Annotated in this window: 19 protein-coding genes; 9 read left to right on the top strand and 10 right to left on the bottom strand. The window is 65.8% G+C overall.

What is annotated here, in order from left to right; genetic code table 11:
• Window positions 1-287 precede the first annotated feature (287 nt).
• The 3 genes from BFL28_RS00185 to BFL28_RS00175 all read left to right on the top strand — a co-directional run bounded on the left by BFL28_RS00185 (window position 288) and on the right by BFL28_RS00175 (window position 5,344).
• Window positions 288-3,029, top strand: a complete 2,742-nt coding sequence (locus tag BFL28_RS00185) for an Rne/Rng family ribonuclease (RefSeq protein WP_241527158.1) — start codon at window positions 288-290, stop codon at window positions 3,027-3,029.
• A 216-nt stretch (window positions 3,030-3,245) separates the two neighbouring features.
• The gene (locus BFL28_RS00180) at window positions 3,246-4,592 is read left to right on the top strand and encodes a M48 family metalloprotease (RefSeq protein WP_069318729.1); all 1,347 of its coding nucleotides are present in this window, start codon (window positions 3,246-3,248) and stop codon (window positions 4,590-4,592) included.
• The gene (locus tag BFL28_RS00175; protein WP_241527157.1) at window positions 4,589-5,344 is read left to right on the top strand and encodes a DsbA family protein; all 756 of its coding nucleotides are present in this window, start codon (window positions 4,589-4,591) and stop codon (window positions 5,342-5,344) included. The genes BFL28_RS00180 and BFL28_RS00175 overlap by 4 nt, the downstream gene beginning before the upstream one ends.
• A 3-nt stretch (window positions 5,345-5,347) precedes the next feature.
• Here BFL28_RS00175 and BFL28_RS00170 read toward each other — a convergent pair whose 3' ends face one another.
• Window positions 5,348-5,818 (bottom strand): DUF983 domain-containing protein, encoded by a 471-nt coding sequence (locus tag BFL28_RS00170; RefSeq protein ID WP_069318625.1) that lies wholly within the window; start codon window positions 5,816-5,818, stop codon window positions 5,348-5,350.
• Between the two features lie 93 nt (window positions 5,819-5,911).
• On the opposite strand from BFL28_RS00170, the gene BFL28_RS00165 reads away from it, so the two are divergent.
• Together BFL28_RS00165 and BFL28_RS00160 are read left to right on the top strand one after the other, a co-directional pair.
• Complete coding sequence (locus tag BFL28_RS00165; protein ID WP_069318624.1) at window positions 5,912-6,847, top strand: ABC transporter ATP-binding protein; 936 nt, start codon at window positions 5,912-5,914, stop codon at window positions 6,845-6,847.
• Entirely contained in the window at window positions 6,844-7,614 is a 771-nt protein-coding gene (locus BFL28_RS00160) for an ABC transporter permease (RefSeq protein WP_069318623.1), read from the top strand. The genes BFL28_RS00165 and BFL28_RS00160 overlap by 4 nt, the downstream gene beginning before the upstream one ends.
• Here the strand turns inward: BFL28_RS00160 and BFL28_RS00155 are convergent.
• Genes BFL28_RS00155 through glpX form a run of 3 tightly spaced genes read right to left on the bottom strand, consistent with a single transcriptional unit; the run spans window position 7,611 to window position 11,213 of the window.
• Complete coding sequence (locus BFL28_RS00155; protein ID WP_241527156.1) at window positions 7,611-9,464, bottom strand: CocE/NonD family hydrolase; 1,854 nt, start codon at window positions 9,462-9,464, stop codon at window positions 7,611-7,613. The two genes, BFL28_RS00160 and BFL28_RS00155, sit on opposite strands and share 4 nt — an antisense overlap.
• A 44-nt stretch (window positions 9,465-9,508) precedes the next feature.
• Window positions 9,509-10,234 carry a CPBP family intramembrane glutamic endopeptidase gene (locus tag BFL28_RS00150; protein ID WP_069318622.1) on the bottom strand — a complete coding sequence of 242 codons (726 nt, stop codon included), beginning with the start codon at window positions 10,232-10,234 and terminating at the stop codon, window positions 9,509-9,511.
• A gap of 13 nt (window positions 10,235-10,247) precedes the next feature.
• Complete coding sequence (glpX, locus tag BFL28_RS00145) at window positions 10,248-11,213, bottom strand: class II fructose-bisphosphatase (protein ID WP_069318621.1); 966 nt, start codon at window positions 11,211-11,213, stop codon at window positions 10,248-10,250.
• Window positions 11,214-11,378: 165 nt separating this feature from the next.
• On the opposite strand from glpX, the gene BFL28_RS00140 reads away from it, so the two are divergent.
• Entirely contained in the window at window positions 11,379-11,714 is a 336-nt protein-coding gene (locus tag BFL28_RS00140) for a hypothetical protein (protein ID WP_069318620.1), read from the top strand.
• A 7-nt stretch (window positions 11,715-11,721) separates the two neighbouring features.
• Here BFL28_RS00140 and BFL28_RS00135 read toward each other — a convergent pair whose 3' ends face one another.
• The 3 genes from BFL28_RS00135 to BFL28_RS00125 all read right to left on the bottom strand — a co-directional run bounded on the left by BFL28_RS00135 (window position 11,722) and on the right by BFL28_RS00125 (window position 14,631).
• The gene (locus BFL28_RS00135) at window positions 11,722-13,014 is read right to left on the bottom strand and encodes a homoserine dehydrogenase (RefSeq protein WP_069318619.1); all 1,293 of its coding nucleotides are present in this window, start codon (window positions 13,012-13,014) and stop codon (window positions 11,722-11,724) included.
• Between the two features lie 109 nt (window positions 13,015-13,123).
• Window positions 13,124-14,077, bottom strand: a complete 954-nt coding sequence (locus tag BFL28_RS00130) for an isopenicillin N synthase family dioxygenase (RefSeq protein ID WP_069318618.1) — start codon at window positions 14,075-14,077, stop codon at window positions 13,124-13,126.
• Between the two features lie 65 nt (window positions 14,078-14,142).
• The gene (locus tag BFL28_RS00125; RefSeq protein ID WP_069318617.1) at window positions 14,143-14,631 is read right to left on the bottom strand and encodes a hypothetical protein; all 489 of its coding nucleotides are present in this window, start codon (window positions 14,629-14,631) and stop codon (window positions 14,143-14,145) included.
• 80 nt (window positions 14,632-14,711) lie between these two features.
• Between BFL28_RS00125 and BFL28_RS00120 the strand changes: the two genes are divergently transcribed.
• The 3 genes from BFL28_RS00120 to BFL28_RS00110 all read left to right on the top strand — a co-directional run bounded on the left by BFL28_RS00120 (window position 14,712) and on the right by BFL28_RS00110 (window position 16,985).
• Window positions 14,712-15,977, top strand: a complete 1,266-nt coding sequence (locus tag BFL28_RS00120; RefSeq protein ID WP_241527155.1) for a multidrug effflux MFS transporter — start codon at window positions 14,712-14,714, stop codon at window positions 15,975-15,977.
• 79 nt (window positions 15,978-16,056) lie between these two features.
• Window positions 16,057-16,395, top strand: coding sequence for a DNA primase (locus BFL28_RS00115; RefSeq protein WP_069318616.1), 339 nt, complete (start codon window positions 16,057-16,059; stop codon window positions 16,393-16,395).
• 194 nt (window positions 16,396-16,589) lie between these two features.
• Entirely contained in the window at window positions 16,590-16,985 is a 396-nt protein-coding gene (locus tag BFL28_RS00110) for an acyl-CoA thioesterase (protein WP_069318615.1), read from the top strand.
• On the opposite strand, the gene ppc is transcribed toward BFL28_RS00110, so the two are convergent.
• From ppc to gyrB, 3 genes are all read right to left on the bottom strand, one after another.
• Window positions 16,982-19,663, bottom strand: coding sequence for a phosphoenolpyruvate carboxylase (ppc, locus tag BFL28_RS00105; RefSeq protein ID WP_069318614.1), 2,682 nt, complete (start codon window positions 19,661-19,663; stop codon window positions 16,982-16,984). The two genes, BFL28_RS00110 and ppc, sit on opposite strands and share 4 nt — an antisense overlap.
• Before the next feature lie 52 nt (window positions 19,664-19,715).
• A complete protein-coding gene (locus BFL28_RS00100) occupies window positions 19,716-20,132 on the bottom strand; it encodes a septal ring lytic transglycosylase RlpA family protein (protein ID WP_069318613.1) in 417 nt (138 codons plus the stop codon).
• 87 nt (window positions 20,133-20,219) lie between these two features.
• A complete protein-coding gene (gyrB, locus tag BFL28_RS00095) occupies window positions 20,220-22,742 on the bottom strand; it encodes a DNA topoisomerase (ATP-hydrolyzing) subunit B (protein WP_119184513.1) in 2,523 nt (840 codons plus the stop codon).
• Window positions 22,743-22,816: the final 74 nt, after the last annotated feature.

Raw genomic sequence — 22,816 nt, 5'->3', positions numbered from 1 at the left:
CTACGCATCGTTCACCGGCCCTTGCGCCGGATGTTCGCCGCCCCATTTTCGGGCGGAAATTCAGGTTGATGCTGTGATGTCGCAACTTTCCCGTCGCTCCGAACGCCAGGCCTTTTCGGCCGGTCGGGCAGCGATGGCGGAGCATCCGGGCCGCGGGCTCGGGCGTGCGTGCACAGCAGACGCAATTTACCCATCCATCTTTGCCTGCGGTGTCAGAGGCCGTTGGGGCGACTTCATTGACCGCGCGCCGCGGCTGAACCCCGCACGGCGCGCCCGGAGACTTTTAAATGACCACGCGTATGCTGATCGACGCACGCCACCGGGAAGAAACCCGCGTGGCCGTCGTCAAGGGAAACCGAATCGAGGAGTTTGATTTCGAGTCCGCCGAGCGCAAGCAGCTCAAGGGCAATATCTATCTGGCCAAGGTGACTCGCGTGGAGCCGTCGCTCCAGGCTGCGTTCATCGAATATGGCGGCAACCGCCACGGGTTCCTGGCCTTCAGCGAAATTCATCCCGATTACTATCAGATCCCCAAGGAGGATCGCGAAGCGCTGCTCCGCGAAGAGGCCGAGCATGCCGCCGAGGAGGCGGCGCTGCGGGACGAGGCCGACGACGAGGATCATGATCACGACGAGGATCATGATCACGATGGCGACGTCGAAGTCGTCGAGCATGGCGACGAGGACGAAGAGGGCGCCGAGGCCGATCGCGACGAAGCCGGCGAGGGCGAGGAAACGGGCGAAGAATCTGGTGAAGGCAACAATCGTCGTCGCCGCGGCCGTGGCCGCAAGGGCAGCGACGATCAGGTCGAGGCGCTGCGCCAGCGTCGCATGAGCCTGCGCCGCCGCTACAAGATCCAGGACGTCATCCGTCGTCGTCAGGTGCTGCTGGTCCAGGTCGTCAAGGAAGAGCGTGGCAACAAGGGCGCCGCGCTGACAACCTATCTGTCGCTTGCCGGACGCTATTGCGTGCTGATGCCCAACACCGCGCATGGTGGCGGCATCTCGCGCAAGATCTCGAGCTCGGCCGACCGCAAGCGGCTGAAGTCGATCATGGCCGAGCTGAAGCTCCCACCGACGATGGGCTGCATCGTGCGCACCGCCGGGCTTCAGCGCACCAAGACCGAGATCAAGCGCGACTTCGACTATCTTGCGCGACTGTGGGACGAAATCCGCGAGAAGACGCTGGCGTCCGCCGCGCCCGCGCTGGTCTATGGCGACAGCGACCTGATGAAGCGGGCGATCCGCGACATCTATAACAAGGACATCGACGAGGTCATCGTCGAGGGCGACGAAGGCTATCGCCAGGCCAAGAGCTTCATGAAGCTGTTGATGCCCAGCCATGCCAAGAACGTGAAGCATTATAGCGATGCGGTGCCGCTGTTCCAGCGCGCGGGGGTCGAGGACCAGCTGTCGGCGATGTACCATCCGGTGGTGCAGCTTAAGTCCGGTGGCTATCTCGTCATCAACCCCACCGAAGCGCTCGTGTCGATCGACATCAACTCGGGCCGCTCGACCCGCGAGCATAATATCGAACAGACTGCGACCGCGACCAACCTGGAAGCGACGCAGGAAATCGCCCGCCAGCTCCGGCTGCGCGACATGGCCGGCCTCGTCGTCATCGACTTCATCGACATGGATCATTCGTCCAACGTCCGGAAGGTCGAGAAGGCGATGAAGGAGGCGCTGAAGAACGATCGTGCGCGCATTCAGGTCGGTCGCATCTCGCCGTTCGGCCTCATGGAAATGAGCCGTCAGCGGCTGCGCACCGGCGTGCTCGAGGCTTCGACGGTCACTTGCCCGCATTGCGAGGGCACGGGTCTCGTCCGCACGGCATCGTCGGCGGGTCTGTCGGCGCTGCGCCTGATCGAGGACGAGGCAGCGCGCGGTCGCGGGTCGCAGATCACGCTGCGCTGCAGCCAGGAAGCGGCCTTCTATGTGCTCAACCGCAAGCGCGCCGATATTGCCGAGATCGAGGATCGCTATGGCGTAACCGTCGAGATCCTATCCGACGGCGAGGCGGAAGGCGCGCGCATGTCGGTCGAGGCGAGCGGCCCGCCGCCGGCCTATGCGCCCAAATTTGCGCCGATCGTCGAAGAAGTCGAGGACGACATCGAAGACGAGATCGACGAGGAGGAAGAGGAAGAAGCGGCCGAGGCGCGTGAGCCGCGTGAGCGTCGCGAACGCGGCGATCGCGAAGGCGAAGGGGACGGCCGCAAGCGCCGCCGCCGCCGCCGCGGCCGCGGCCGCCGTCGCGACGGGGAGCAGGGCGAAGGCTTCGAAACGGCTGAGGGAGAAGAAGGTGAGGCGGATGACGCGATCGACGCCGACGCGGCCCAGCCGGTCGAGGTCGATGACGCGGACGCAGGTACTGGCGACAATGGCGAAGCGCGCAAGCGTCGTCGCCGCGGTCGCCGTGGCGGTCGTCGGGGCGCCGGCGATGACGTCGCGGGCGTGAGCAGCGACGAGCAGCAGGGGGACGAGGCCGCAGCCACGCCGATCTCCGCGCTGGACGAGGCGACGCTCGAAGCCGGCATTGCCGTCGAGCCGCAGCCGGCGACAGAGGAAGCGCCTGCCAAGCCGAAGCGCACGCGCCGCAAGAAGGCCGAGGCCGCAGCGACGCCGATCGCCGCGCTGGACGAAGCGACGCTCGAGGCTGGCATCGCGGTCGAACCGCAGCCGTCGGTCGAAGGCGCGGTAGAGGCAATCGCGGAAGCGGCCGCCAAGCCCAAGCGCACTCGCAAGAAGAAGGTGGAGGCCGAAGCCGAAGCCGAAGCCGCGCCGGCTGAGCAGCCTGCTGCCGAGACTGCGCCCGAAACGGCGGCGGAGGAAACGCCCAAGCCGAAGCGCCGCAGTCGCGCCAAGGCCGCAGCCGCGCCGGTCGAGCCCGAGGCTGTGGCGCAGGATCTGACGCCGGAGACACAGACCGACGCCGAAACGCCGGCACCTGACTCAGGCGAGGCGGGCGAGCCGGAAGCCGAGACGGGCGAACCGCGCCGCGGCTGGTGGCAGCGCACCTTCGGAGCGTGACCAGATAAGGCAAGGTCGCCCTCACCCTTCCGCCGCGTCGGGCGCACCCTTCCTCTCCCCGACAGGAGCGGGAAGGGGACTCCTGCTGCATGCGGTGGGAAGGGTGAGGGCGATGCGTCTGTTTCATCGCGCGTTCAGGGCTAATTCGCCAGATCACCGGTAAGTACACGGCGAATGGTCGTTGATCGCAGGGGATGGATCGTCACAATGACCGGCATGAAGCGCCTGGTAAGCTTGTTCGCGATGATCCTGCTGATTGGCGTCGCGAGCCCAGCCTTCGCGCAGTCGATCCTGCGCGATGCCGAGAGCGAGGCATTGCTCGCGGACATGTCGCGTGACCTGATCAAGGCGGCGAACCTGCCGCCCGGTGTGCGGATCGTCCTGATCAATGACTCCTCGATCAATGCCTTCGTCGCCGGGGGGCAGGCGGTCTATATCCATTCGGGCCTGATCGACGCCGCCAGCACGGCGAACGAGGTGCAGGGCGTGATCGCCCACGAACTTGGCCATATCACCGGCGGCCACGTGCCGCTGGGCGATCGCATGGGCAAGGGGGCGACCGGGATCACCATCCTGTCGCTGTTGCTCGCTGCCGGCGCGATTGCGGCGGGATCACCGGATGCCGGTATGGGCCTGATGCAGATGGGCCAGCGGGCGGCGCTCGGCAGCTACCTCGCCTTCAGCCGCGCGCAGGAAGCGACCACCGACGCCGCGGGCGTCAAATATCTGGCGGGCGCAGGGATCAGCGGGCGCGGCATGCTCGACTTCTTCAAGAAGCTGCAGCAGCAGGAGTATCGCTACGGCATCAAGCGCGGCAGCGAAACCAGCTATGTCGTCAGCCATCCGCTGTCGGGCGAGCGTATCTCGAACCTGACTGCTGATCTGCAAGCCGCCCCGGCGTGGAGCAAGCCGAGCGATCCGGCGCTGGAGGAGCGGTTCAAACGCGTGCAGGCCAAGCTGCGCGGCTATGTCGCCGATCCCAAGGACACGCTGCGTAAGTATCCGGAAACCGATGTGAGCGTTCCGGCACACTATGCGCGCGCTTATGCCTATCACCTTTCGGGCTATCCCGATCAGGCGGCGGCAGAGGCCGGGGCGCTCGTGAAGGCCGAACCTGACAATCCCTATTTCCTCGAGCTGGAGGGGCAGATTTTGCTGGAGAGCGGGAAGGTGCGCGATGCCATTCCGCCGCTGCGCGAGGCGACTGCCAAGACCAACTTCCAGCCGCTGATCGCGACAAGCTTTGGACACGCGCTGCTTGCCGCCGAAGACGCTTCGCTGCTCCCCGAAGCGGAGCGCGTGCTGCGACAGTCGGTGGCGCGCGATCGCGAGAATCCGTTCGCCTGGTACCAGCTCGGCATGCTGTACGAGCGCAAAGGCGACAGCTCGCGCGCCGCGCTGGCGACGGCCGAGCGCGCCAGCCTTACCGGCGATGTGGGCCGCGCGCTGTCCAGCGGACGCGCAGCGATGGCCGGACTGCCGCAGGGCTCGCCCGACTGGATCCGGGCGCAGGATATCGTGCTGGCGAGCCAAGGTATGATCGAAAGCCGGAAGAAAAGGTGAGCGATGCCATGGTGAAGTCGCCGCTCGCGCTGGCCGGTCTGCTGGTCGTGTCCGCCGCATTGGGCGGTGGCACGGTGCTTGGCGTGCAGGCGCTGCGCGGCGGGCAGGGGGCGAGCGACAAGGCCGCGATCGGCAGCATCGTGCGGGACTATGTCCTGGAACATCCCGAAATCCTGCCCGAGGCGATGCAGCGATTGCAGTCGCGCGAGACCGGCAAGGCGGTCGCGTCGAGCCGAAGCGCGATCTTTGAACCCTATGCCGCCGCGTGGGAGGGCAATCCCCAGGGCGACGTAACGGTCGCGGTGATGATGGACTATGCCTGCGGCTATTGCCGGGCGAGCTTGCCCGAGATTGCCAAGCTGATTGCCGAGGATCCCAAGGTGCGCGTGGTCTATCGCGAGTTGCCGGTGCTGAGCGAAGCCAGCCGCGTGGCGGCCCGCTGGGGCCTGGCGGCGGCCGAGCAGGGCAAGTTCAAGCCGTTCCACACCGCGCTCTATTCGTCCGGCGGGCAGCTTGACGAGGCGAGCATCGCGGCCGCAGCGGCCAGCGCCGGACTGGACCAGGCCAAGGCACAGGCGACGGTAGCCTCGCCCCGCGCAGATGCCGAGATCGCCAAAAATCTGGAAGTGGCAAGCAAGCTTGGCGTCACCGGTACGCCAAGCTGGGTGATCGGCGATCGCGTGATATCTGGCATGGTGCCGTATGAGACGCTGAAAGAGGCAGTCGCAGCGGCTCGAGCAACGCGCAGCTGACGCTCAGCCCGCGGGTGGCTGCCCGTCGGGATCGTGCTTGGCGGCATCGGTCTGGTTGAGCTTGGCCCACAGCTGACCAGTGCCCGCCTCTTGCGCGTTGTTCACATATTGCGAAGCGACCAGCCACCCCTTGAGCGGGCGCAGCGGCAGGACACAGCCGATCACCATCAACGGCATGGTCGTGAACAGGTGAACCCAGAAGGGCGGGTCGAACGCCACCTGGAACCAAACGCCGAGGAACGTCAGCGGAAAGGCGATGAAGCATAGTGAGAAAAAGGCCGGGCCGTCATCGGGCGCCGCCCAGCTGTAGCCGAGGCCGCATGCTTCGCAGCGATCGGTGATCTTCAGCCACGACTTGAACATCTTGCCCTTGCCGCAGCGCGGGCACAGGCCATGCCAACCCGAATAGAAAACCCATTTCCACTTCCCTTCGCCTTCGAAGGTGGGTTCGATACTGCCGCGCGGTTCCTGCATGGGGCGCATATAGGCGCAGGCGCAGCGAATTGGCAGGCCCCATTGCCGTCATCGGACCGCCTGCCCATATCCCGGCCTGCAAAAGGGGCCGCAATGCAACCAATTCTGTCGGTGAACGGCGTGAGCAAGACCTATGCCTCCGGGCATCAGGCGCTCAAGACCGTCGATCTGGAAATCGCCAAGGGCGAGATCTTCGCGCTGCTGGGGCCGAACGGCGCTGGCAAGACGACCCTGATCAGCATCATCTGCGGCATCGTGACGCCATCGTCCGGCACGATCCTGGTCGATGGGTATGATGCAGTTGCCGAACCCCGTCAGGCCCGCATGAAGATCGGGCTGGTGCCGCAGGAACTGTCGGTCGACATGTTCGAGACGGTCCAGGCGACGACCCGTTACAGCCGGCGGCTGTTCGGGCGGGGTTCGGATCATGATTATGTCGATCAGGTGCTGAAGGACCTGTCGCTCTATGACAAGCGCAACGCCAAGGTGATGGAACTGTCGGGCGGCATGAAGCGGCGCGTGCTGATTGCGAAGGCGCTGGCCCACGAACCGGACATCCTGTTCCTGGACGAGCCGACTGCCGGTGTCGACGTGTCGCTGCGGCGCGACATGTGGAAGCTGGTCCACAAGCTGCGCGATAAAGGGACGACGATCATCCTGACGACTCATTATATCGAGGAGGCCGAGGAAATGGCCGACCGGGTGGGCGTCATCAACAAGGGCGAATTGCTGCTGGTCGAGCGCAAGGCCGAATTGATGAAGAAGCTGGGCAAGCGCGAGATGGACATTGCCCTGGTCGAGCCGATGGCCGCGATCCCGGCCGACCTAGGCGAGTGGCACCTGGCGCTGGAGGATGAAGGCACGCGCCTGCGCTATACCTTCGACGCGCAGGCCGAGCGGACCGGTATCCCGTCGCTGCTGCGCAAGCTTTCCGACCTTGGCATCCAGTTCAAGGACCTCGACACGTCGAAATCGAGCCTGGAGGACATTTTCGTCGATCTGGTCGCCGAGCGGGAGGCGGTAGCATGAGGGGGTTCAACCGCCATGGCGTCTGGGCCATCTATCGCTTCGAAATGGCGCGCGCGCTGCGCACGATCTGGCAGAGCCTGGTGACGCCGGTCGTGACAACGGCACTGTATTTCGTCGTGTTCGGCGGAGCGATCGGGTCGCGAATGCAGGAACTGGACGGGGTGAGCTATGGCAGCTTCATCGTGCCGGGCCTGATCCTGATGGGCACGCTGCAACTGTCGATCTCGAACGCGTCGATCGGCATCTATTTTCCCAAGTTCACCGGCACGGTGTACGAGCTGTTGTCGGCGCCGGTATCGGCGATGGAGATGGTCATCGGATTCGTGGGGGCGGCAGCGACCAAGTCGGTGGCGTTGGGGCTGATCACGTTGGTGACCGCGATGCTGTTCGTCGAGGTGCCGATCGCGCACCCGGTGCTGATGTTCGCGATGCTGGTGCTGACGTCGATCGCCTTTTGCCTAGCCGGGTTCATCATCGGCATCTGGGCCAAGGGGTTCGAGCAATTGAGCTTCGTACCGAGCCTGATCATCACGCCGCTGACCTTTCTGGGCGGCGCGTTCTACACGATCAACATGCTGCCCGAGCCGTGGCGGACGGTCAGCCTGTTCAACCCGGTCGTCTATCTGATCAGCGGGTTCCGCTGGAGCTTCTTTGGCGTCGGAGACGTCAGCATCGAGGTAAGCCTGATCGCGCTGGCGGCGTTCCTGGCTGTGTGCCTCCTGGCGATCGGCTGGATCTTTCGCACCGGGTGGCGGCTCAAAAACTAACCGGCCACCGGCAACGAGACGAATGATCCGGCACAGACGCGCTGGGTCGCCTTCACATAGTCGCCGGGCTGCGCCTTGTAGGGGTTCGTCACGAATTTCTGCGGGTTGCGGTCGATCACCGGGAACCAGCTCGACTGGACCTGCACCATGATGCGGTGTCCGCGTTTGAAGACATGGTCGCGGTCGTGCAGTGGCAGGTCCCATGCACGCACCTGATCGGGGACGAGCGGTTTCGACGCCTCGAACCCGTCGAGCAAGCGTCCGCGGCGAACCTCCATCGCGATCGGCAGCTGATAGCCGTTGAGCGAGCGGGCATAGTCGCCGGGCTTCGCGCTCGCCGACGGCTTTTCATAATCGTGGGGGAAGACGTCGATCAGCTTGACCACGAAGTCGCTGTCGGTGCCGCTGGTCGACGCCATCAGCGTGGCGGCGACGCGACCGGTCACCGTCAGGTCGGCGTCGAGCGGCGCGCTGGTATAGGTCAGCACATCGGGGCGCCCTTGCAGGAAACGCTGATCCTCCGATTCCCAGTTCGGCCAATCGGGCGAGCCCCAGGTGGGCGAGATCGGGCGCTGGCGATAAGGTACGGGATTGGCCGGGTCTGACACATAGTCGCGGCAGGCGGAGCCAGTGGGCTGCGTGAAGCCGAGCGAGCCGTCGGGATTGAGGTACAGCTTACGCGCGGTCGTCCCCTTGAGCGGCCAGGTCGAATAGCGTTTCCAGGCCCAGCTGCCCGACTGGAAGATCGCAGCCTCGAACGCCGGCTTCCCGGCGCCGCCATGGAGCCAATGGCGGAAGAAGGGCGCTTCGATCTGCGTCTGGAACTGCGTGCCGCTGTCCGTGCCGATGGGAATGCGGCCAAGTGCGTCGCCCTTGCCGCGCCAGCCCCCGTGATTCCATGGGCCGGCAACGATCACTGAAAGGTTCTGAGGGTCGGCCTGTTGCTGCTTGCGGTGGATTTCCCATGGACCCCATGGGTCCTCCTGATCCCACAGACCGGCGACGTTGAGCGTCGGGACCGTCGTGCGGCCCAGCCGGGCGGTCCACACCTGACGCCGCCAGAACTGATTATAGTCCGGGTTTTCGATCATCGCGCGGAACAGGGGCACGCGGCCCTTGAGATGAGTGCGTTCGATCTCGTCCGGCGATCCTGCCTTCAGGAACCAGTCGTACATGTCGTACGCGTCGTACCGGGTTTCGGCGTTCGTTTTTTCCGCCTGGAGCAGATACAGCCAGTCATAGGCATAGCTCAGCCGCATCGCGCCGTTGCGATGGAGGTCGTCGTTCATGAAATAGTCGGTCCATGGCGCCTGCGGACTTACTGCCTTGAGCGCCGGATGGGGCCGGGCGAGCGCAATGCCGGCGGCAAGGCCGGGATAGGAGACGCCCCACATGCCGACCCGGCCGTTGTTGCCGGGCAGGTTGCCGATCAGCCAGTCGATCGAGTCATAGGCGTCGCTGGCTTCATCGGTGCCGTTGTCGCGCAGTTCGGTCGAGAGCGTGAACGGCCCGCCCTCTGACCCGAAGCGGCCACGCATCGATTGGAAGACGAGGATGTAGCCGTCCGCCGCAAGCGCCGCCCAGCCGGCCGGCACTGTCCGCGGCGCTGCGCCCGGCATGCCATAGGGCGTCCGCTGGAACAGGATCGGCAGCGGCTTCGTCGCGCCGCGCGGCGTCATGATTACCGTTTCGAGCCGAACGCCATCGCGCATCGCGATCATCACCTTCTGGTAGGTGAAGGGCGCGTCGGCGGTGGGAGGAGCAGGGGCAGGGGCCGTCTGGCGAGCGGACAGTGGCGTGGCAAGCGCCAGCACGGCGAGGGCGGTGACGCAGTGGCGATGCTTCATCATCGGCGCAGTAGAGCGCATCGACGCCCGACCGCACAAGCGGCAAATCAGGGGGCGGTCGGGCGAATAAGGGCAGGGCGGATGACAAGCCCGTTGAGGTTGAGCAGCGCGTGCACCAGCATCGCAAACGCCAGCGAGCCGCTCGACAGATAGAGGATCGCCATCAAGGCGCCGGCGATCCCCGAGAAGGCCATGCCGATGCGCCCCTGATAGCGGTGGGCGAAGATGAAGGCGGCGAGCGCCAAGGCAAAGCCGAGCAATGCGCTGCCGCTTGCCAGCGTCGCGAACAGGGGGAGGGCGAGGCGGAAGAACAGTTCCTCGACCACGCCGGCGGTGATTGCCAGCATGCTCGTCCAGGCAAGCTCGGCACGTGTTCGCGGCAGGATGCGCTCGAGATTGCCGGCGACCAACTGGCGCTTGCCGCGCCGCGCGCGCCACCAGCCGATGACGAGGCCGATGACGACACCGCCGGCAAAGCCGCCGAGCACCGCCAGCTGGAAGCCCCGGATATCGTCGCCGAAGCCGGCAATGTGCCTGGCTGAGCGGGCGAGTGCCGAGAACTCGCCGGGCATCACGAACAAGGCGTCGATCCGCCCGCCGATCCATAGCGCCACCAGCGAGGACGCGCCGATGGCGAGCGGCGCGCGGCGCATCCAGCGGCGATAGCGCGCGATGCGCCCGCTGCCGCGCGCGACGTCGCCGCCGCGGACGTACCAGAGATACGCCGCAAGCAGCGCGGCGGAGAGGGGCCAGGCCAGCAGGGTCGTGGTCAACCCGGCCTACCGATCAGAGGCGATGTTCGCCCTTGACCCAGCGCACCGTGCCCGAGCTCGCGCGCATCACGACGCTTTCGGTCGTCATCTTGTCCTTGCGGCGCTTCACGCCCTCAAGCAGCGAGCCGTCGGTCACGCCGGTCGCGGCGAAGATGCAATCGCCCTTGGCCAATTCGGTCAGGTCGTATTGCTTGTCGAGATCGGTGACGCCCCACTTGGCGGCACGCGCACGCTCGTCATCGTTGCGGAACAGCAGGCGGCCCTTGAACTGGCCGCCGACGCAGCGCAGCGCAGCGCAGGCCAGCACGCCCTCCGGCGCGCCGCCCGACCCCATATAGACGTCGATCGTCGTGTCGGGGTTGGTGGTGGCGATGACGCCGGCCACGTCGCCATCGCCGATCAGCACGACGCCGCAGCCGATGCCGCGCAGTTCGGCGATCAGCTTTTCGTGGCGCGGGCGATCGAGCACACAGGCGATGATCTCATTGGGCTTCACGCCCTTTGCCGCGGCGATCGCCTCGATATTCTGGGTCGGCGTCCGGTCGAGGTCGATGACGTCGGGCGAATAGCCCGGGCCGACCGCGATCTTGTCCATGTAAACGTCCGGCGCGTTCAGCAGATTGCCCTCCTCGGCAATCGCCAGCACGGCGAGGCTATTGGGGCCGGCCTTGGCGCAGATGGTGGTGCCTTCCAGCGGATCGAGCGCGATGTCGATCTTCGGCCCCTTGCCCGGCGCCGAGCCGACCTTCTCGCCGATATAAAGCATTGGGGCTTCGTCGCGCTCGCCCTCGCCTATTACGACAGTTCCGTCCATGTAGAGTTCGTTGAGCGCGGCGCGCATCGCCTCGACCGCGGCAGCATCGGCGGCCTTTTCGTCACCACGACCGACCAGCGTCGAGGCGGCGATGGCGGCGGCTTCGGTGACTCGGACCATTTCGAGAACGAGGACACGGTCGAGAACCTGGCTGGCGGTCTGCATGGTGATGGATGCCCCCCGAATGGATGGTGTGACGATGATTCCGCAGTGCGATAGGATGGCAGCCCGGCGATGTCGATGCCGTCGTAGCGGTGAATCGGAGCCGGGCGGAAACAATTTCGGGACGCGCGGCGTTCTCGGCCTGAACATGGATCAAAGGGCCTTGCAATGTTGACCCTGCTGCTGGCGATGAGTGCCGCGGTCGAAACACCGCGCATCGTGACGCTTCCAAAGCGAGCGCGCCCGGCGGCGACCGCCAGCGTTCGCAAGCGCGCGCCGGTGCGTCAGGCGCGCAAGGCACCTGCGCGGACGGCCAAGCTGTGCGTGACCGGCAGCTGCACGCCGGCCGCGGCGTCGCCCTATCGACTGACCGACACCAGCGAAGCGCGCTTCAATGGCAAGCTCGATATCGTGGGCAAGCAGACCAAGATGGCTTGTGGCGTACAGGGCGCGCCGGTCTGTCCCGCGCGTGGCGCGCAACTGACGAGCGTACCGATCGACTGAGCGGCGTTCACTCGGCGAGGATGTGCATCCACATCGGCTCGCCGGCCAGGCTCTGCGAACCCCGCAGCTTTTCGAGCGCCTGCGCGACGCAGCGTTCCGGCCCCTCATGCGTCACGATCGCGACCAGGACGCTGCCGTCGGATGCGGCGCCGCGCTGGATCAGCGATTCGATCGATACGCCCGCGTCGCGCATCGCGGCGGCAAGCTCGGCCAGCACGCCGACCTTGTCCGGCACGGTAAAGCGAAGATAGGCACGGCTTCGGCGCTCCCCGGTCGGCGCGGCGGGCTCGGCCGCTAGGGCGGTCGCGGGCATCGCATAGGGTGGGCCGAATTCGGTGCGGGCGATGTCGATGAGGTCGGCGACGACGGCGCTGGCGGTCGGACCGTCACCTGCCCCGGCGCCCTGGAACAACAGCCGGCCGACGAAATTGCCCTCCGCCACGACGGCGTTGGTCGGTCCGGTGACATGCGCCAGCGGATGCGCGAGCGGGACAAGATGCGCGTGAACGCGCTGGAACAGCCCATTCGGTCCCAAGTCGGCGATGCCGAGCAGGCGCACGCGATAACCGAGCGCGGCCGCCTCCGCGATGTCGGCGGCAAGCAGGTGGCGGATGCCGCCGATCGCCACGTCGCCAAAGGCCGGCTGGGTGCCGAACGCGATGCTGGCGAGGATCGACAGCTTGTGCGCGGCATCGACGCCGTCGATGTCGAAGCTGGGGTCGGCCTCGGCGAAGCCGGCAGCCTGCGCCTCGGCCAGAACCTCCGCGAAGTCGCGGCCTTCCGCCTCCATCTTGGACAGGATGAAGTTGCAGGTGCCGTTGAGGATGCCATAGACGCGGTCGATCTGGTTGGCCGCCGCGCCTTCGCGCAGCCCCTTGATCACGGGCACGCCGCCGGCCACCGCGGCTTCGAATTTCATCGGGGTGTCGGCACGCTCGGCAAGGTTGGCGAGCTCAAGACCATGATGCGCGATCATCGCCTTGTTGGCGGTGACCAGCCCCTTGTTCGCGGCGAGCGTCGCGCGGGCGAGGGCGAGGGCGGGTCCGTCCGATCCGCCGATCAGTTCGACCACCACGTCGGCGCGCGGATGCTGCGCCAGCTCCGTCATGTCATCCACCCAGTCGAACCGGGTGATATCGACGCCGCGGTCCTTCGCCCGATCGCGAGCGGAAACCGCCACGATCTCGATCGGCCGACCAGCGCGGCGCGCAATGAGGTCGGCATTGGCGTCGATGAGCCGGATCACGCCCGCGCCGACGGTTCCAAGACCTGCAAGGGCGACTTTCAACGGCTCGGACACGGTGCTTCCCCACTTCCACTAAGGTGCCGGCTCTTTGCTGCACCGTGGACCCCGGAACAAGTCCGGGGTGACGGAGGAATAGTTTTGGGCGGTTTACTTCTGCGCCGCGCTATTTCTTGGTGAGGCCGATCTCGGCGAGGCGCTGCGCCAGATAGTCGTGCGCGGTGATCGGCGGTTCACGCTCGGGATTCGCGTCGCTGATGCATTGCGGCAGCGCCTTGATCAGGAAATCGGGCGCAGGGTGAAGGAAGAAGGGCATCGAATAGCGCGAATGACCGCGACGCTCGACCGGCGGATTGACGACGCGGTGGGTGGTCGAAGGGAGGACATGGTTCGTCAGCCGCTGAAGCATGTCGCCGACGTTCACCACCATCGCGCCTTCGGGCGGCTTGACCGGCAGCCATTCGCCGCTCTGCTTGTCGAGCAGTTCCAGCCCGGCCTCTTCCGCGCCGAGCAGCAGCGTGATGAGGTTGATATCCTCATGCGCGCCGGCGCGAACGTTGGGCGCATCTTCGGTCACCGGCGGATAGTGGAGCAGGCGCAGCACCGAATTGCCGTCCTTTACCGCCGGGTCAAACCAATCGGACGCGAGGCCAAGGTGAAGCGCGATTGCCGAGAGCAGCTTGTCGCCCGCCGTGTCGAGCGCGGCGAACAGGTCGAGGAAGGTCTCGCGAAACCCTTCCGGCCGTGCAGGCCAGATGTTGGGCGACATGCTGTCGCTGAAACGATGGCCGTCCGGCAACTCGCGGCCGATATGCCAGAACTCCTTGAGGTCGACATGCGTCGCGCCCTTGGCGATCTCGGTCTTGAACGGCGTGTAGCCGCGCGCGCCGCCGCCGCCAGCCACGAAGTAGCTGCGCTTTTCTTCCTCCGGCAGGTCGAAGAACGCCTTGGTCTGAGCCCAAGCGCGGTCGATCACCTGCTGCGGCACGCCATGGCCGCTGACCATGGCGAAGCCGAACCGCTCGAACGAAGCACCGAGCGCGGCGGCGAAGGCCTGCGGATCGCGCGATTGATCGGCCATGTCGATCAGCGGGATCTGCGCGAGGAGAGTGTCGGACATTGGGTAGTAGCTCCGGAAACGATTCTGCCGGAGATAGGCCTTCCCCGCCGTCTAGAACAGAGGCGTCAGTTGCCGGTCACGGTCAGCGAACCGCGACTCTTGCCGTCACCTTGCGGCGTCACCTTGAGGCTGAAAGGACTGCCGTCGCCGGTCTTGCCGGCCAAGGCGCCGTTCTTCAGATCGACGGTGAAGCCGGCCGACTGCATCTGCTCGCGAAACCAGCTTTGCACCTGATCGGCAGCGGCGGGCGCGTCGAAATCGACCTTTACGCTGCCATCGTTGCCGCCGCTCGAATCGACGTTGAGGTTCGCGATCGTCGATCCGGGATAGAGTTTCAGCCCATCCACCTCGAAATCGTCGGCGCCGAACGCGAACTTGGGCAGCTTGACCGATCCTTCGAAGCCGGGCGCCTTGATCTCGACCCGACCGTCCTTGCCGACGCTGGCGAGCGTGTTGCCGTCATCACCCTTGATCGAGACCGAAGTCCCGGCCCCGTCGTCGCCACATGCCGCGAGCGCCACGGCAAGCGGCAGCAGGGTCCAGACGCGCTTCATATCATCACTCCAGCCGTGTTAGTTTAGCAACACACTACGCAGGTTGACGCGAAAGGTCAACGATTCGGGTGACGGGCGCGATGCAATGCGGCATTGGCCGCGCGATGGATGCGCCGACGAACCCCCAAGCCGCGCAAGCGCCGAACCGATCGCCGATCCCGATGGCCGAGTTCGTGGCGCTGATTGCGTCGATCATGGCGATGACGGCGCTCGGCATCGATTCGATGCTGCCCGCGCTGCCCGCGATCAGCGACGAACTGGGCGTCGCGCATCCCAATCATCGCCAATATGTGATCACCGCCTTCATGCTGGGCTTTGCCGTGGCGCAGCTGTTCCACGGACCGCTGGCGGACCGGTTCGGGCGCAAGCCGGTGATCGTTGGCTCGCTTGCGCTCTATGTCGCGCTGAATGTGCTGGCGGCCTTCTCCCGCAGCTTCGAGCTGCTGCTAATCGCGCGGGCGGCGAGCGGCGCGGCGGTGGCGGGCGGGCGCGTCGTCACCATCGCGCTGGTGCGCGACTGTTTTGCGGGACGCGCGATGGCGCAGGTGATGAGCCTGGCGTTCATGGTGTTCATGGTCGTGCCGGTGGTCGCGCCCGCGTTCGGCCAGCTGATGGTGATGATCTTTGGCGACTGGCGGCTGATCTTTGGCGGGATCGCTTTCGTGGCGGCACTGGTGCTGATCTGGTTCGCGATCCGGATGCCCGAAACGATGGACCGCGCGACGGCAGCGCAATTCCGGGTGGGCGATGTGCTCGCGGGCTATCGGGTGATGCTGCGCGATCGCTGGGCGGTGGGCTATACGCTGGCGGCGACGGCTGTTGCCGGCGGCTTCTTCTCGTTTATCGGATCGATCCAGCAGATCGTCTATGATGTGTTCAAGCGCCCCGAGCTGCTCACCGTGGTGTTCATGGCGATCGCCGGGTGCATGGCGGCCGGATCCTTCCTGAACTCGCGCCTGGTGATGCGGTTCGGGATGCGGCTGTTGTCGCACGTCGCGCTGGTTGCGGCGACGGTGATGGCGTTCGTGCATCTCGGCGTGATCCTGGCGGGGTGGGAGAGCCTGCCGGTGTTCATCCTGTTGCAGGCGCCGATGATGGCGGCACTGGGATTGGCCAACTCCAACTTCTCGGCCATGGCGATGGAGAATATGGGGGAGGTCGCAGGCACGGCATCCAGCTTGCAAGGCTTTGTCACCACCATGGGCGCGGCGGTGCTGGGCGCCGTGGTCGGCCAGGCGTTCGACGGCACGGCGGTGCCGCTGTATCTGGGGTTTGCCGGGCTCGGCCTGACTGCGCTCGCCATCATCTTCGTCACCGAAAAGGGGCGGCTGTTCCGTCGCAGCTGATGCCTTTCGTCGCATGGCGACGGAACCGCCATGCCAGTCCCGCCGTTCGCGCTATCAGGCATCAACAAGGAGGGCTGCAATGGGCGGCTATCAGGTGACGGGGCGTGGCCCTGGCGACGACGGCTATGACGAGGACGGCTATGACGAAAGCCAGCGCGCCGAGATCCTGGAGGCGACGCGCGACGGCCCCAGCGACGGCACGATCCTGACCGACCTCAACCCCGATCTGGGCGAAGACCCCGATGCGATGGACGAGGATGACGAGCTCGCCATGACCGCCGACGAGGTGGCTGACGAGACGATCGCCGAGACCGACGAGGCGGACGACGACGAGGACGACCTGCAGGCCGACTTTGACGACGACGCGGTCGAGGAAGACGCGCTCGATGATGGTGACGAGGTCGCGCTCAATCCCTGATGCTTGACGCGGCCGCCGCAGAGCGAGTTGGCGGCGCCGCGCCATGGTCAAGACCGACGAGGCTGCTATGAGCTGGTTCAATCGATCATGACGCAGGTGCGGCGCGCCGGCGTCGCGCGGCCGGGGTCCGTGGGCAACGAGGCGATGCGCCTGTGATGCTTTCGCCGCGGCGACGGTTGCCGTAACCATCGGCCATGACCCGCTTTACGCAGCAGATCACCGCGCAGGCGGCGGACATTGACGAGTTGGGACACGTCAACAACGCGGTCTGGGTGCAATGGATTCAGCAGGTCGCCGTAGCACACTGGCAGGCGGTCGCCGCAGCAGCAGACCGGGAAAACTTCTTCTGGGTCGTGACGCGGCACGAGATCGATTATCGCGGCAATGTGGCGGCGGGCGAGACGGTGTCGGCCGAGACCTGGGTGCCGAACCCGCCGCGCGGCGCGCGATTCGATCGCCACATGACCTTCACTGGCGCGGACGGCAAGGTGAAGGTCGAGGCAGTCTCGACCTGGGCGCTGATCGACAAGGCGAGCGGCCGGATCATGCGGGTGCCGGCCGCGATGGCGGCGCCGTTCCTGACGCCTTAGCCGCTGTTGCGCAGTGCGGTCGCGATCGCGTTGATCGACAGCATGATGCCCTGTTCGATCTTCGCGTCGATCTCACCCGCGCGGTGGCGCTTGAGCAACTCGACCTGAAGCAGGTTCAACGGTTCGATATAGGGTAGCCGCAACCGGATCGAGGTTTCGAGCGCCGGGTGCTTTTCGAGCAGCCGGGTCTGGCGCGTGACTTCGAGCAGCTGGTCGTGCGTGACTTGCCAGTCGTCGCGGATGCGCGTGAAGATCGCATCGGCCAGCGCGCGATCCTCGACCAGGCCGGCATAGCGTTCGGCAATGGCCATGTCGGACTTGGCGAGCACCATTTCCAGATTGGCGAGCGTCGCGGCGAACAGCGGCCAGCCGGCCGCCATCTCTCGCAACAGGCCGCGATCGGGAAAGGCCGACAGCGCCTGCCCGACGCCATACCAGCCGGGCAGCATCACGCGCGCCTGCGCCCAGCTGAATACCCAGGGAATGGCGCGCAGATCCTCGATCGCGTCGGACTTCTTGCGGCTGGCCGGGCGGCTGCCGATCTTCAGACCGGCAATTTCGGCGATCGGCGTCATCTGGCGGAAGAAGGTGCGAAACCCGTCGGTGCCATAGACAAGGGCGCGATAGGCCGTGAAGGCCGTGCCGGACAGCTGGTCCATCGCAGCTTCGAAGCGCGTTGCGTCGGCCTCGCTCAACCGCTGCGGCTCGAGGCTGGCAAGCAGGGTCGCCGAAGCCATGGCTTCGAGATTGGTGGCCGCACTTTCCCGCGTGCCGTATTTCGCGGCGATCACCTCGCCCTGTTCGGTGATGCGGATACGGCCCTGGACGGTGCCGGCGGGCTGCGCCTGGATCGCCTGGAACGAGGAGCCGCCGCCGCGTCCGACCGCGCCGCCGCGGCCATGGAACAGCTGCATGCCGATGCCGGCTTCTTCGAAAACCGGCTTCAACGCGGTCGACCCCTTGGAAAGACCCCAGGTCGAGGTCAGGTAACCGCCGTCCTTGTTCGAATCCGAATAGCCGATCATCACTTCCTGATGGCCGCGCGCGGTGGCGATGGCGGCTACTTCGGGCAGCGCGAACCAGCCGCGCATGATGTCGGGCGCGGCGTCGAGATCGCCGATCGTCTCGAACAGCGGCACGGCCATGATATGCGCCTGCGCCGGAGTATCGCCGATCGCGGGGATGTAGAGGCCGGCTTCCTTGAGCAGGATGTAGACTTCGAGCAGGTCGGACACCGACTGGGCCATCGACACGATATATTGGCGGATCGCGGCCTGGCCGTAGCGCTGATGCGCCTCTGCCGCGGCATGGGCGATGGCCAGCTCCGACGTGGTCTCGTCCGAATAGCTGGCGTAGCGGCTGGTGAGCGGACGCGGAGAGGCGAGCTCGCGGCGCAACAGGGCGACGCGGGCGTCTTCGTCCAGCGACGTGTAATCCGGCTCAACCCCGGCGACCTTGAGCAGTTCGGCGACGACCCGCTCGTGCACCGCGCTGTTCTGGCGCATGTCGAGTGTCGCGAGGTGGAAGCCGAAGATGTCGACCGAACGGATCAGCCGCCCGAGCGCACCGGAGGAAGACAGCGCGTCGCCGCCTTGCGCGGCAAGGCCGTGCGCGACGGTGGCGAGATCGGCGCGGAAGGCGGCGGGGTCGGCATAGCGCTCGCCGGTCAGCGGGCCGGGGCGCGGGGCGGGTTTCCCGGTCAGGTCACGATAGGTCGCGACAAGGCGGGCATAGATGCCGGAGAGCGCGCGACGATAGGGTTCGTCCGAGCGGCTGGCAGCATCGTCGCCGCTTGCTTCGGCCAGCGCTACCACGCCGAGATCGATCTGTGCGTGGTGGGTCGAGATCGACAGTTCGGCGCCAAGTGCGTGAACTGCGTCGAGATAGTGCGTCAGCACCGCTTCGGCCGAACGCGAGAGGGTGAGGCGCAGCGAGTCGGCGGTGACATACGGATTGCCGTCGCGATCGCCCCCGATCCAGTTACCCGGCTTCAGGAATGGCGGAACCCGTTCGCCGAGCGCCCGGTCCCAGCGAGCGTAGAGCGCGGGCAAGGTGGGGAGGAAGACATCGCGCAGATAGGACAACGCCGTCTCGACCTCGTCGGCGACGTAGAGCCGCTCGAAACGCAGCACCCGCGTCTGCCACAGCAGGGCGATCTGGCGGACGATCGCCTCCTCGACCAAATCGCCGTCCAGCGTTTCGGTGACGCCCTGATCGCGCAGCCGCATCAACTCTGCGACGCGGTTGCGATGGTCGATCATCGACTTGCGGCGCACTTCGGTCGGGTGCGCGGTGAGGACCGGGGCGACCAGCGCATGTTCCAGCAACTGCGCGATCCTGTCGGCGCCGACGCCGTGCTGCTTCAGCGTGGCAATGGCATGTTCGACATCCGCCCCCGAATCGGCGGCAACGCCCTGCCGATCCTCGGCCAGGTTGGCGAGCATCGAGAACAGCATGAAGCTGCGCACGAAATCGAGCGTCTCGTCCAGGCTGAGGCTGCCGAGGCCCGGGTCGATCGTGTCGGCGCCAGCAACACCGCGATGGCGATCGACCGATGCGGCGCGGATATATTCGATCCGGCGGAACAGCCCTTCGCCGCCATAGTCGCGGATGACATCGCCGAGCAGCTTGCCCAGGAAGCGGATATCGGCGTTGTTCGCGATCGGTGTGCTGGCCATGTGCGCGTGCTGCACTGCGGCATTGCAGCGGTCAACCGCTTCGTTTCGTGCGTTACGATCCCAGCAGCGCGAGGCTTACCCTGGCGGTGCCGGTGCGGTGCATTCCGATTTCGCGCGCAGCGGCGTGAGACAGGTCGATGATGCGCCCGGCGCGGAATGGCCCGCGATCGTTGACGCGCACGACAACGCTGCGTCCGGTGGCGAGGTTGGTGACGCGAAGCTTGCTGCCGAACGGCGCCGTGCGGTGCGCGGCGGTCAGCATATCGGGATCGCAGCGTTCGCCGCTGGCCGTGCGGTTACCCGCAATCTCTCGACCATAATAGCTGGCGGTGCCGCTGCCGAGGTCGCTGCCCAAATCAGCCACAGCCGTGGCAGACCGCATGCCGAAGGTCGCGGGCAAGCTGAAATCGTCCTCAGCCAGCGCCGGTCCCGCCAGCATCAGCGTTGCGATCGCGACAAATCCCCGCATCGTCCCGTCCCCTTAAGACGGGAATCCGTGGAGCAGCGCGCGTCGGGACTCGCAAATCGTCAGCGGCGTAACGAATTGAATCCGCGATCAGACGTCGAGGTTCGCGACGCTGAGGGCGTTTTCCTGAATGAACTCGCGGCGAGGTTCCACGACGTCGCCCATGAGTCGCGTAAAGATCTCATCCGCCACATCCGCCTGATCGATGGCAACGACAAGCATCGAGCGATTGGCCGGATCAAGCGTGGTTTCCCAGAGCTGTTCGGCGTTCATTTCGCCAAGACCCTTGTAGCGCTGAATCGACAGGCCCTTGCGTCCCGAAGCGAGGATCGCATCGAGCAGTTCGGATGGGCGCGCGACCAGCGTCTCGCCCTTCGCGGCGGTGACCGTCTCGTCCTCCTCAGACTCGCTGGCAGCGGCCTTGGCCGGGACGAGCTTCGCCACCTGGGCATAGCCGTCGGCCTGTTCGGCGGCGAGTGCGTGGAGCTTGCGCCCCTCGGCCGAGGCGAGGAACGATCCTTCGATGATGTGATGGTCGGTAACGCCGCGCCACAGCCGCTCGAAATGGAAGCCGCCTTCATCGGTCACCCGTGCCGACCAGCGCGCATCGGCGTCGGTGAGGTCGAGGCGCTTGGTCACCGCGGAGAGCCGCTCGCCGCGCTGCTCGCGCGTCGCTTCCGGATCAATCGCGCCGCCCAGCGCCAGCGCCTCGATGATCCCGGCGTCGTAGCGCCGGGGGACATAGCGCATCAGCGTGCGCATGCGGCGAGCATGTTCGACCAGCTTTGCAAGCTCGTCGCCGAAGATCGGCCCTTCATGGGTTTCGAGGCGATTGCCGGCCACCCCGGCCTCGACCAGATACTGGTCGAGCGCGGCGTCGTCCTTGAGATACACTTCGCTGCGGCCCTTGGTCGCCTTATACAGCGGGGGCTGGGCGATGTAGAGATGCCCCGCCTCGATGATCTGTGGCATCTGGCGATAGAAGAAGGTCAACAGCAGCGTGCGAATATGTGCGCCGTCGACATCGGCGTCGGTCATGATAACGATCTTGTGATAGCGCAGCTTGCTCAAGTCGAAATCGTCGCGAATGCCAGTGCCGAGCGCCGTGATGATCGTGCCGATCTCCTTTGAACCCAGCATCCGGTCGAAGCGCGCGCGCTCGACGTTCAGGATCTTGCCGCGCAACGGCAGGATCGCCTGGAACTGGCGGTTGCGGCCTTGCTTGGCCGAGCCACCGGCGGAATCACCCTCCACGAAGAACAGTTCGGACTTGGCGGGATCGCGCTCCTGACAGTCGGCGAGCTTGCCGGGCAGCGAGGCAATGTCCATCACGCCCTTACGCCGGGTCAGTTCGCGCGCCTTTTTCGCCGCTTCCCGCGCGGCTGCGGCGTCGATCACCTTATGGATGATCATCTTGGCGTTGGCCGGATTTTCCTCGAGATATTCGGCGAGCTTGTCGGCCATCAGCGCTTCGAGCGGCTGACGCACCTCGGAGGAAACCAGCTTGTCCTTGGTCTGGCTGCTGAACTTGGGATCGGGCAGCTTGACGCTGACGATCGCGGTCAGCCCTTCACGCATGTCGTCGCCGGTCAGGCTGACCTTCTCCTTCTTGAGCAGGCCCGATTTGTCGGCATAGCTGTTGAGGGTGCGGGTCAGCGCCGCGCGGAACGCCGCGAGGTGCGTGCCGCCGTCGCGCTGCGGGATGTTGTTGGTGAAGCAGAGGACGTTTTCGTAATAGCTGTCGTTCCACTCGAGCGCGACATCGATCGTCACGTCGTCGCGCGTGCCGGCGATCGCGATCGGATCGGGCATCAGCGGCGTCTTGTTGCGGTCGAGCCACTTCACGAAGGCAGCGATGCCCCCTTCGTAATAAAGCTCGACTTCCTTGACCTCTTCATGCCGTGCATCACGCAGGAACAGGCGCACGCCCGAGTTCAGGAACGCCAGTTCGCGATAGCGATGCTCGAGCTTGTCGAAATCATACTCGATGTGGTTCTTGAACGTGCCACCGTCGCCCGGCACCTTTTCGGTTGAAGCGAGGAAAGTGACTCGCGTGCCCTTCTTGCCCTCGGGCGCGGGGCCGATGACCTTGAGCGGTGCGGTGGCGTCGCCATAGGCGAAGCGCATGTAATGCTCCTGGCCATCGCGCCAGATATTGAGGTCGAGCCATTCGGACAGCGCGTTGACCACCGACACGCCGACCCCATGCAGGCCGCCCGACACCTTATAGGCATTGTCGTCCGATGTGTTCTCGAACTTACCGCCGGCGTGGAGCTGAGTCATGATGACCTCGGCCGCGCTGACGCCTTCCTCCGAATGGATGCCGGTCGGGATGCCGCGGCCGTTATCCTCGACGCTGACCGATCCGTCGGCGTTCAGCTGGATGACGATCCGGTCGCAATGGCCAGCCAGCGCCTCGTCGATCGCATTGTCCGACACCTCGAACACCATGTGGTGCAGGCCCGAGCCATCGTCGGTGTCACCGATATACATGCCCGGACGCTTGCGCACGGCGTCGAGGCCCTTCAGCACCTTGATGCTGTCGGCGCCGTAGCTGTTCTGGTTGGGAGCGTTTTCGGGGGTCGCGTTATCTTCGGATGCCATGCCCAGCATATAGGGTCGCGCGTCACAAAACGGAAGCAAAATGGGGCGTGACTGGAGGGTTCAGCTAAGCTGAACCGGTGCCG

It is taken from the genome of Sphingomonas turrisvirgatae (genome assembly GCF_001721295.1).
Lineage (GTDB): Bacteria > Pseudomonadota > Alphaproteobacteria > Sphingomonadales > Sphingomonadaceae > Sphingomonas > Sphingomonas turrisvirgatae.
This window is presented reverse-complemented; position numbering and strand designations above follow the sequence as displayed.

Bases quoted from the DNA above. Each gene is read 5' to 3' on its own strand.
- BFL28_RS00180 (WP_069318729.1), top strand. From the start codon at position 3,246: ATGAAGCGCCTGGTAAGCTTGTTCGCGATGATCCTGCTGATTGGCGTC.
- glpX (WP_069318621.1), bottom strand. From the start codon at position 11,213: ATGCAGACCGCCAGCCAGGTTCTCGACCGTGTCCTCGTTCTCGAAATG.
- BFL28_RS00185 (WP_241527158.1), top strand. From the start codon at position 288: ATGACCACGCGTATGCTGATCGACGCACGCCACCGGGAAGAAACCCGC.
- BFL28_RS00115 (WP_069318616.1), top strand. From the start codon at position 16,057: ATGGGCGGCTATCAGGTGACGGGGCGTGGCCCTGGCGACGACGGCTAT.
- BFL28_RS00120 (WP_241527155.1), top strand. From the start codon at position 14,712: ATGCAATGCGGCATTGGCCGCGCGATGGATGCGCCGACGAACCCCCAA.
- BFL28_RS00155 (WP_241527156.1), bottom strand. From the start codon at position 9,464: ATGATGAAGCATCGCCACTGCGTCACCGCCCTCGCCGTGCTGGCGCTT.
- BFL28_RS00165 (WP_069318624.1), top strand. From the start codon at position 5,912: ATGCAACCAATTCTGTCGGTGAACGGCGTGAGCAAGACCTATGCCTCC.
- BFL28_RS00110 (WP_069318615.1), top strand. From the start codon at position 16,590: ATGACCCGCTTTACGCAGCAGATCACCGCGCAGGCGGCGGACATTGAC.
- gyrB (WP_119184513.1), bottom strand. From the start codon at position 22,742: ATGCTGGGCATGGCATCCGAAGATAACGCGACCCCCGAAAACGCTCCC.
- BFL28_RS00125 (WP_069318617.1), bottom strand. From the start codon at position 14,631: ATGAAGCGCGTCTGGACCCTGCTGCCGCTTGCCGTGGCGCTCGCGGCA.
- BFL28_RS00140 (WP_069318620.1), top strand. From the start codon at position 11,379: ATGTTGACCCTGCTGCTGGCGATGAGTGCCGCGGTCGAAACACCGCGC.
- BFL28_RS00130 (WP_069318618.1), bottom strand. From the start codon at position 14,077: ATGTCCGACACTCTCCTCGCGCAGATCCCGCTGATCGACATGGCCGAT.
- ppc (WP_069318614.1), bottom strand. From the start codon at position 19,663: ATGGCCAGCACACCGATCGCGAACAACGCCGATATCCGCTTCCTGGGC.
- BFL28_RS00100 (WP_069318613.1), bottom strand. From the start codon at position 20,132: ATGCGGGGATTTGTCGCGATCGCAACGCTGATGCTGGCGGGACCGGCG.
- BFL28_RS00160 (WP_069318623.1), top strand. From the start codon at position 6,844: ATGAGGGGGTTCAACCGCCATGGCGTCTGGGCCATCTATCGCTTCGAA.
- BFL28_RS00170 (WP_069318625.1), bottom strand. From the start codon at position 5,818: ATGCAGGAACCGCGCGGCAGTATCGAACCCACCTTCGAAGGCGAAGGG.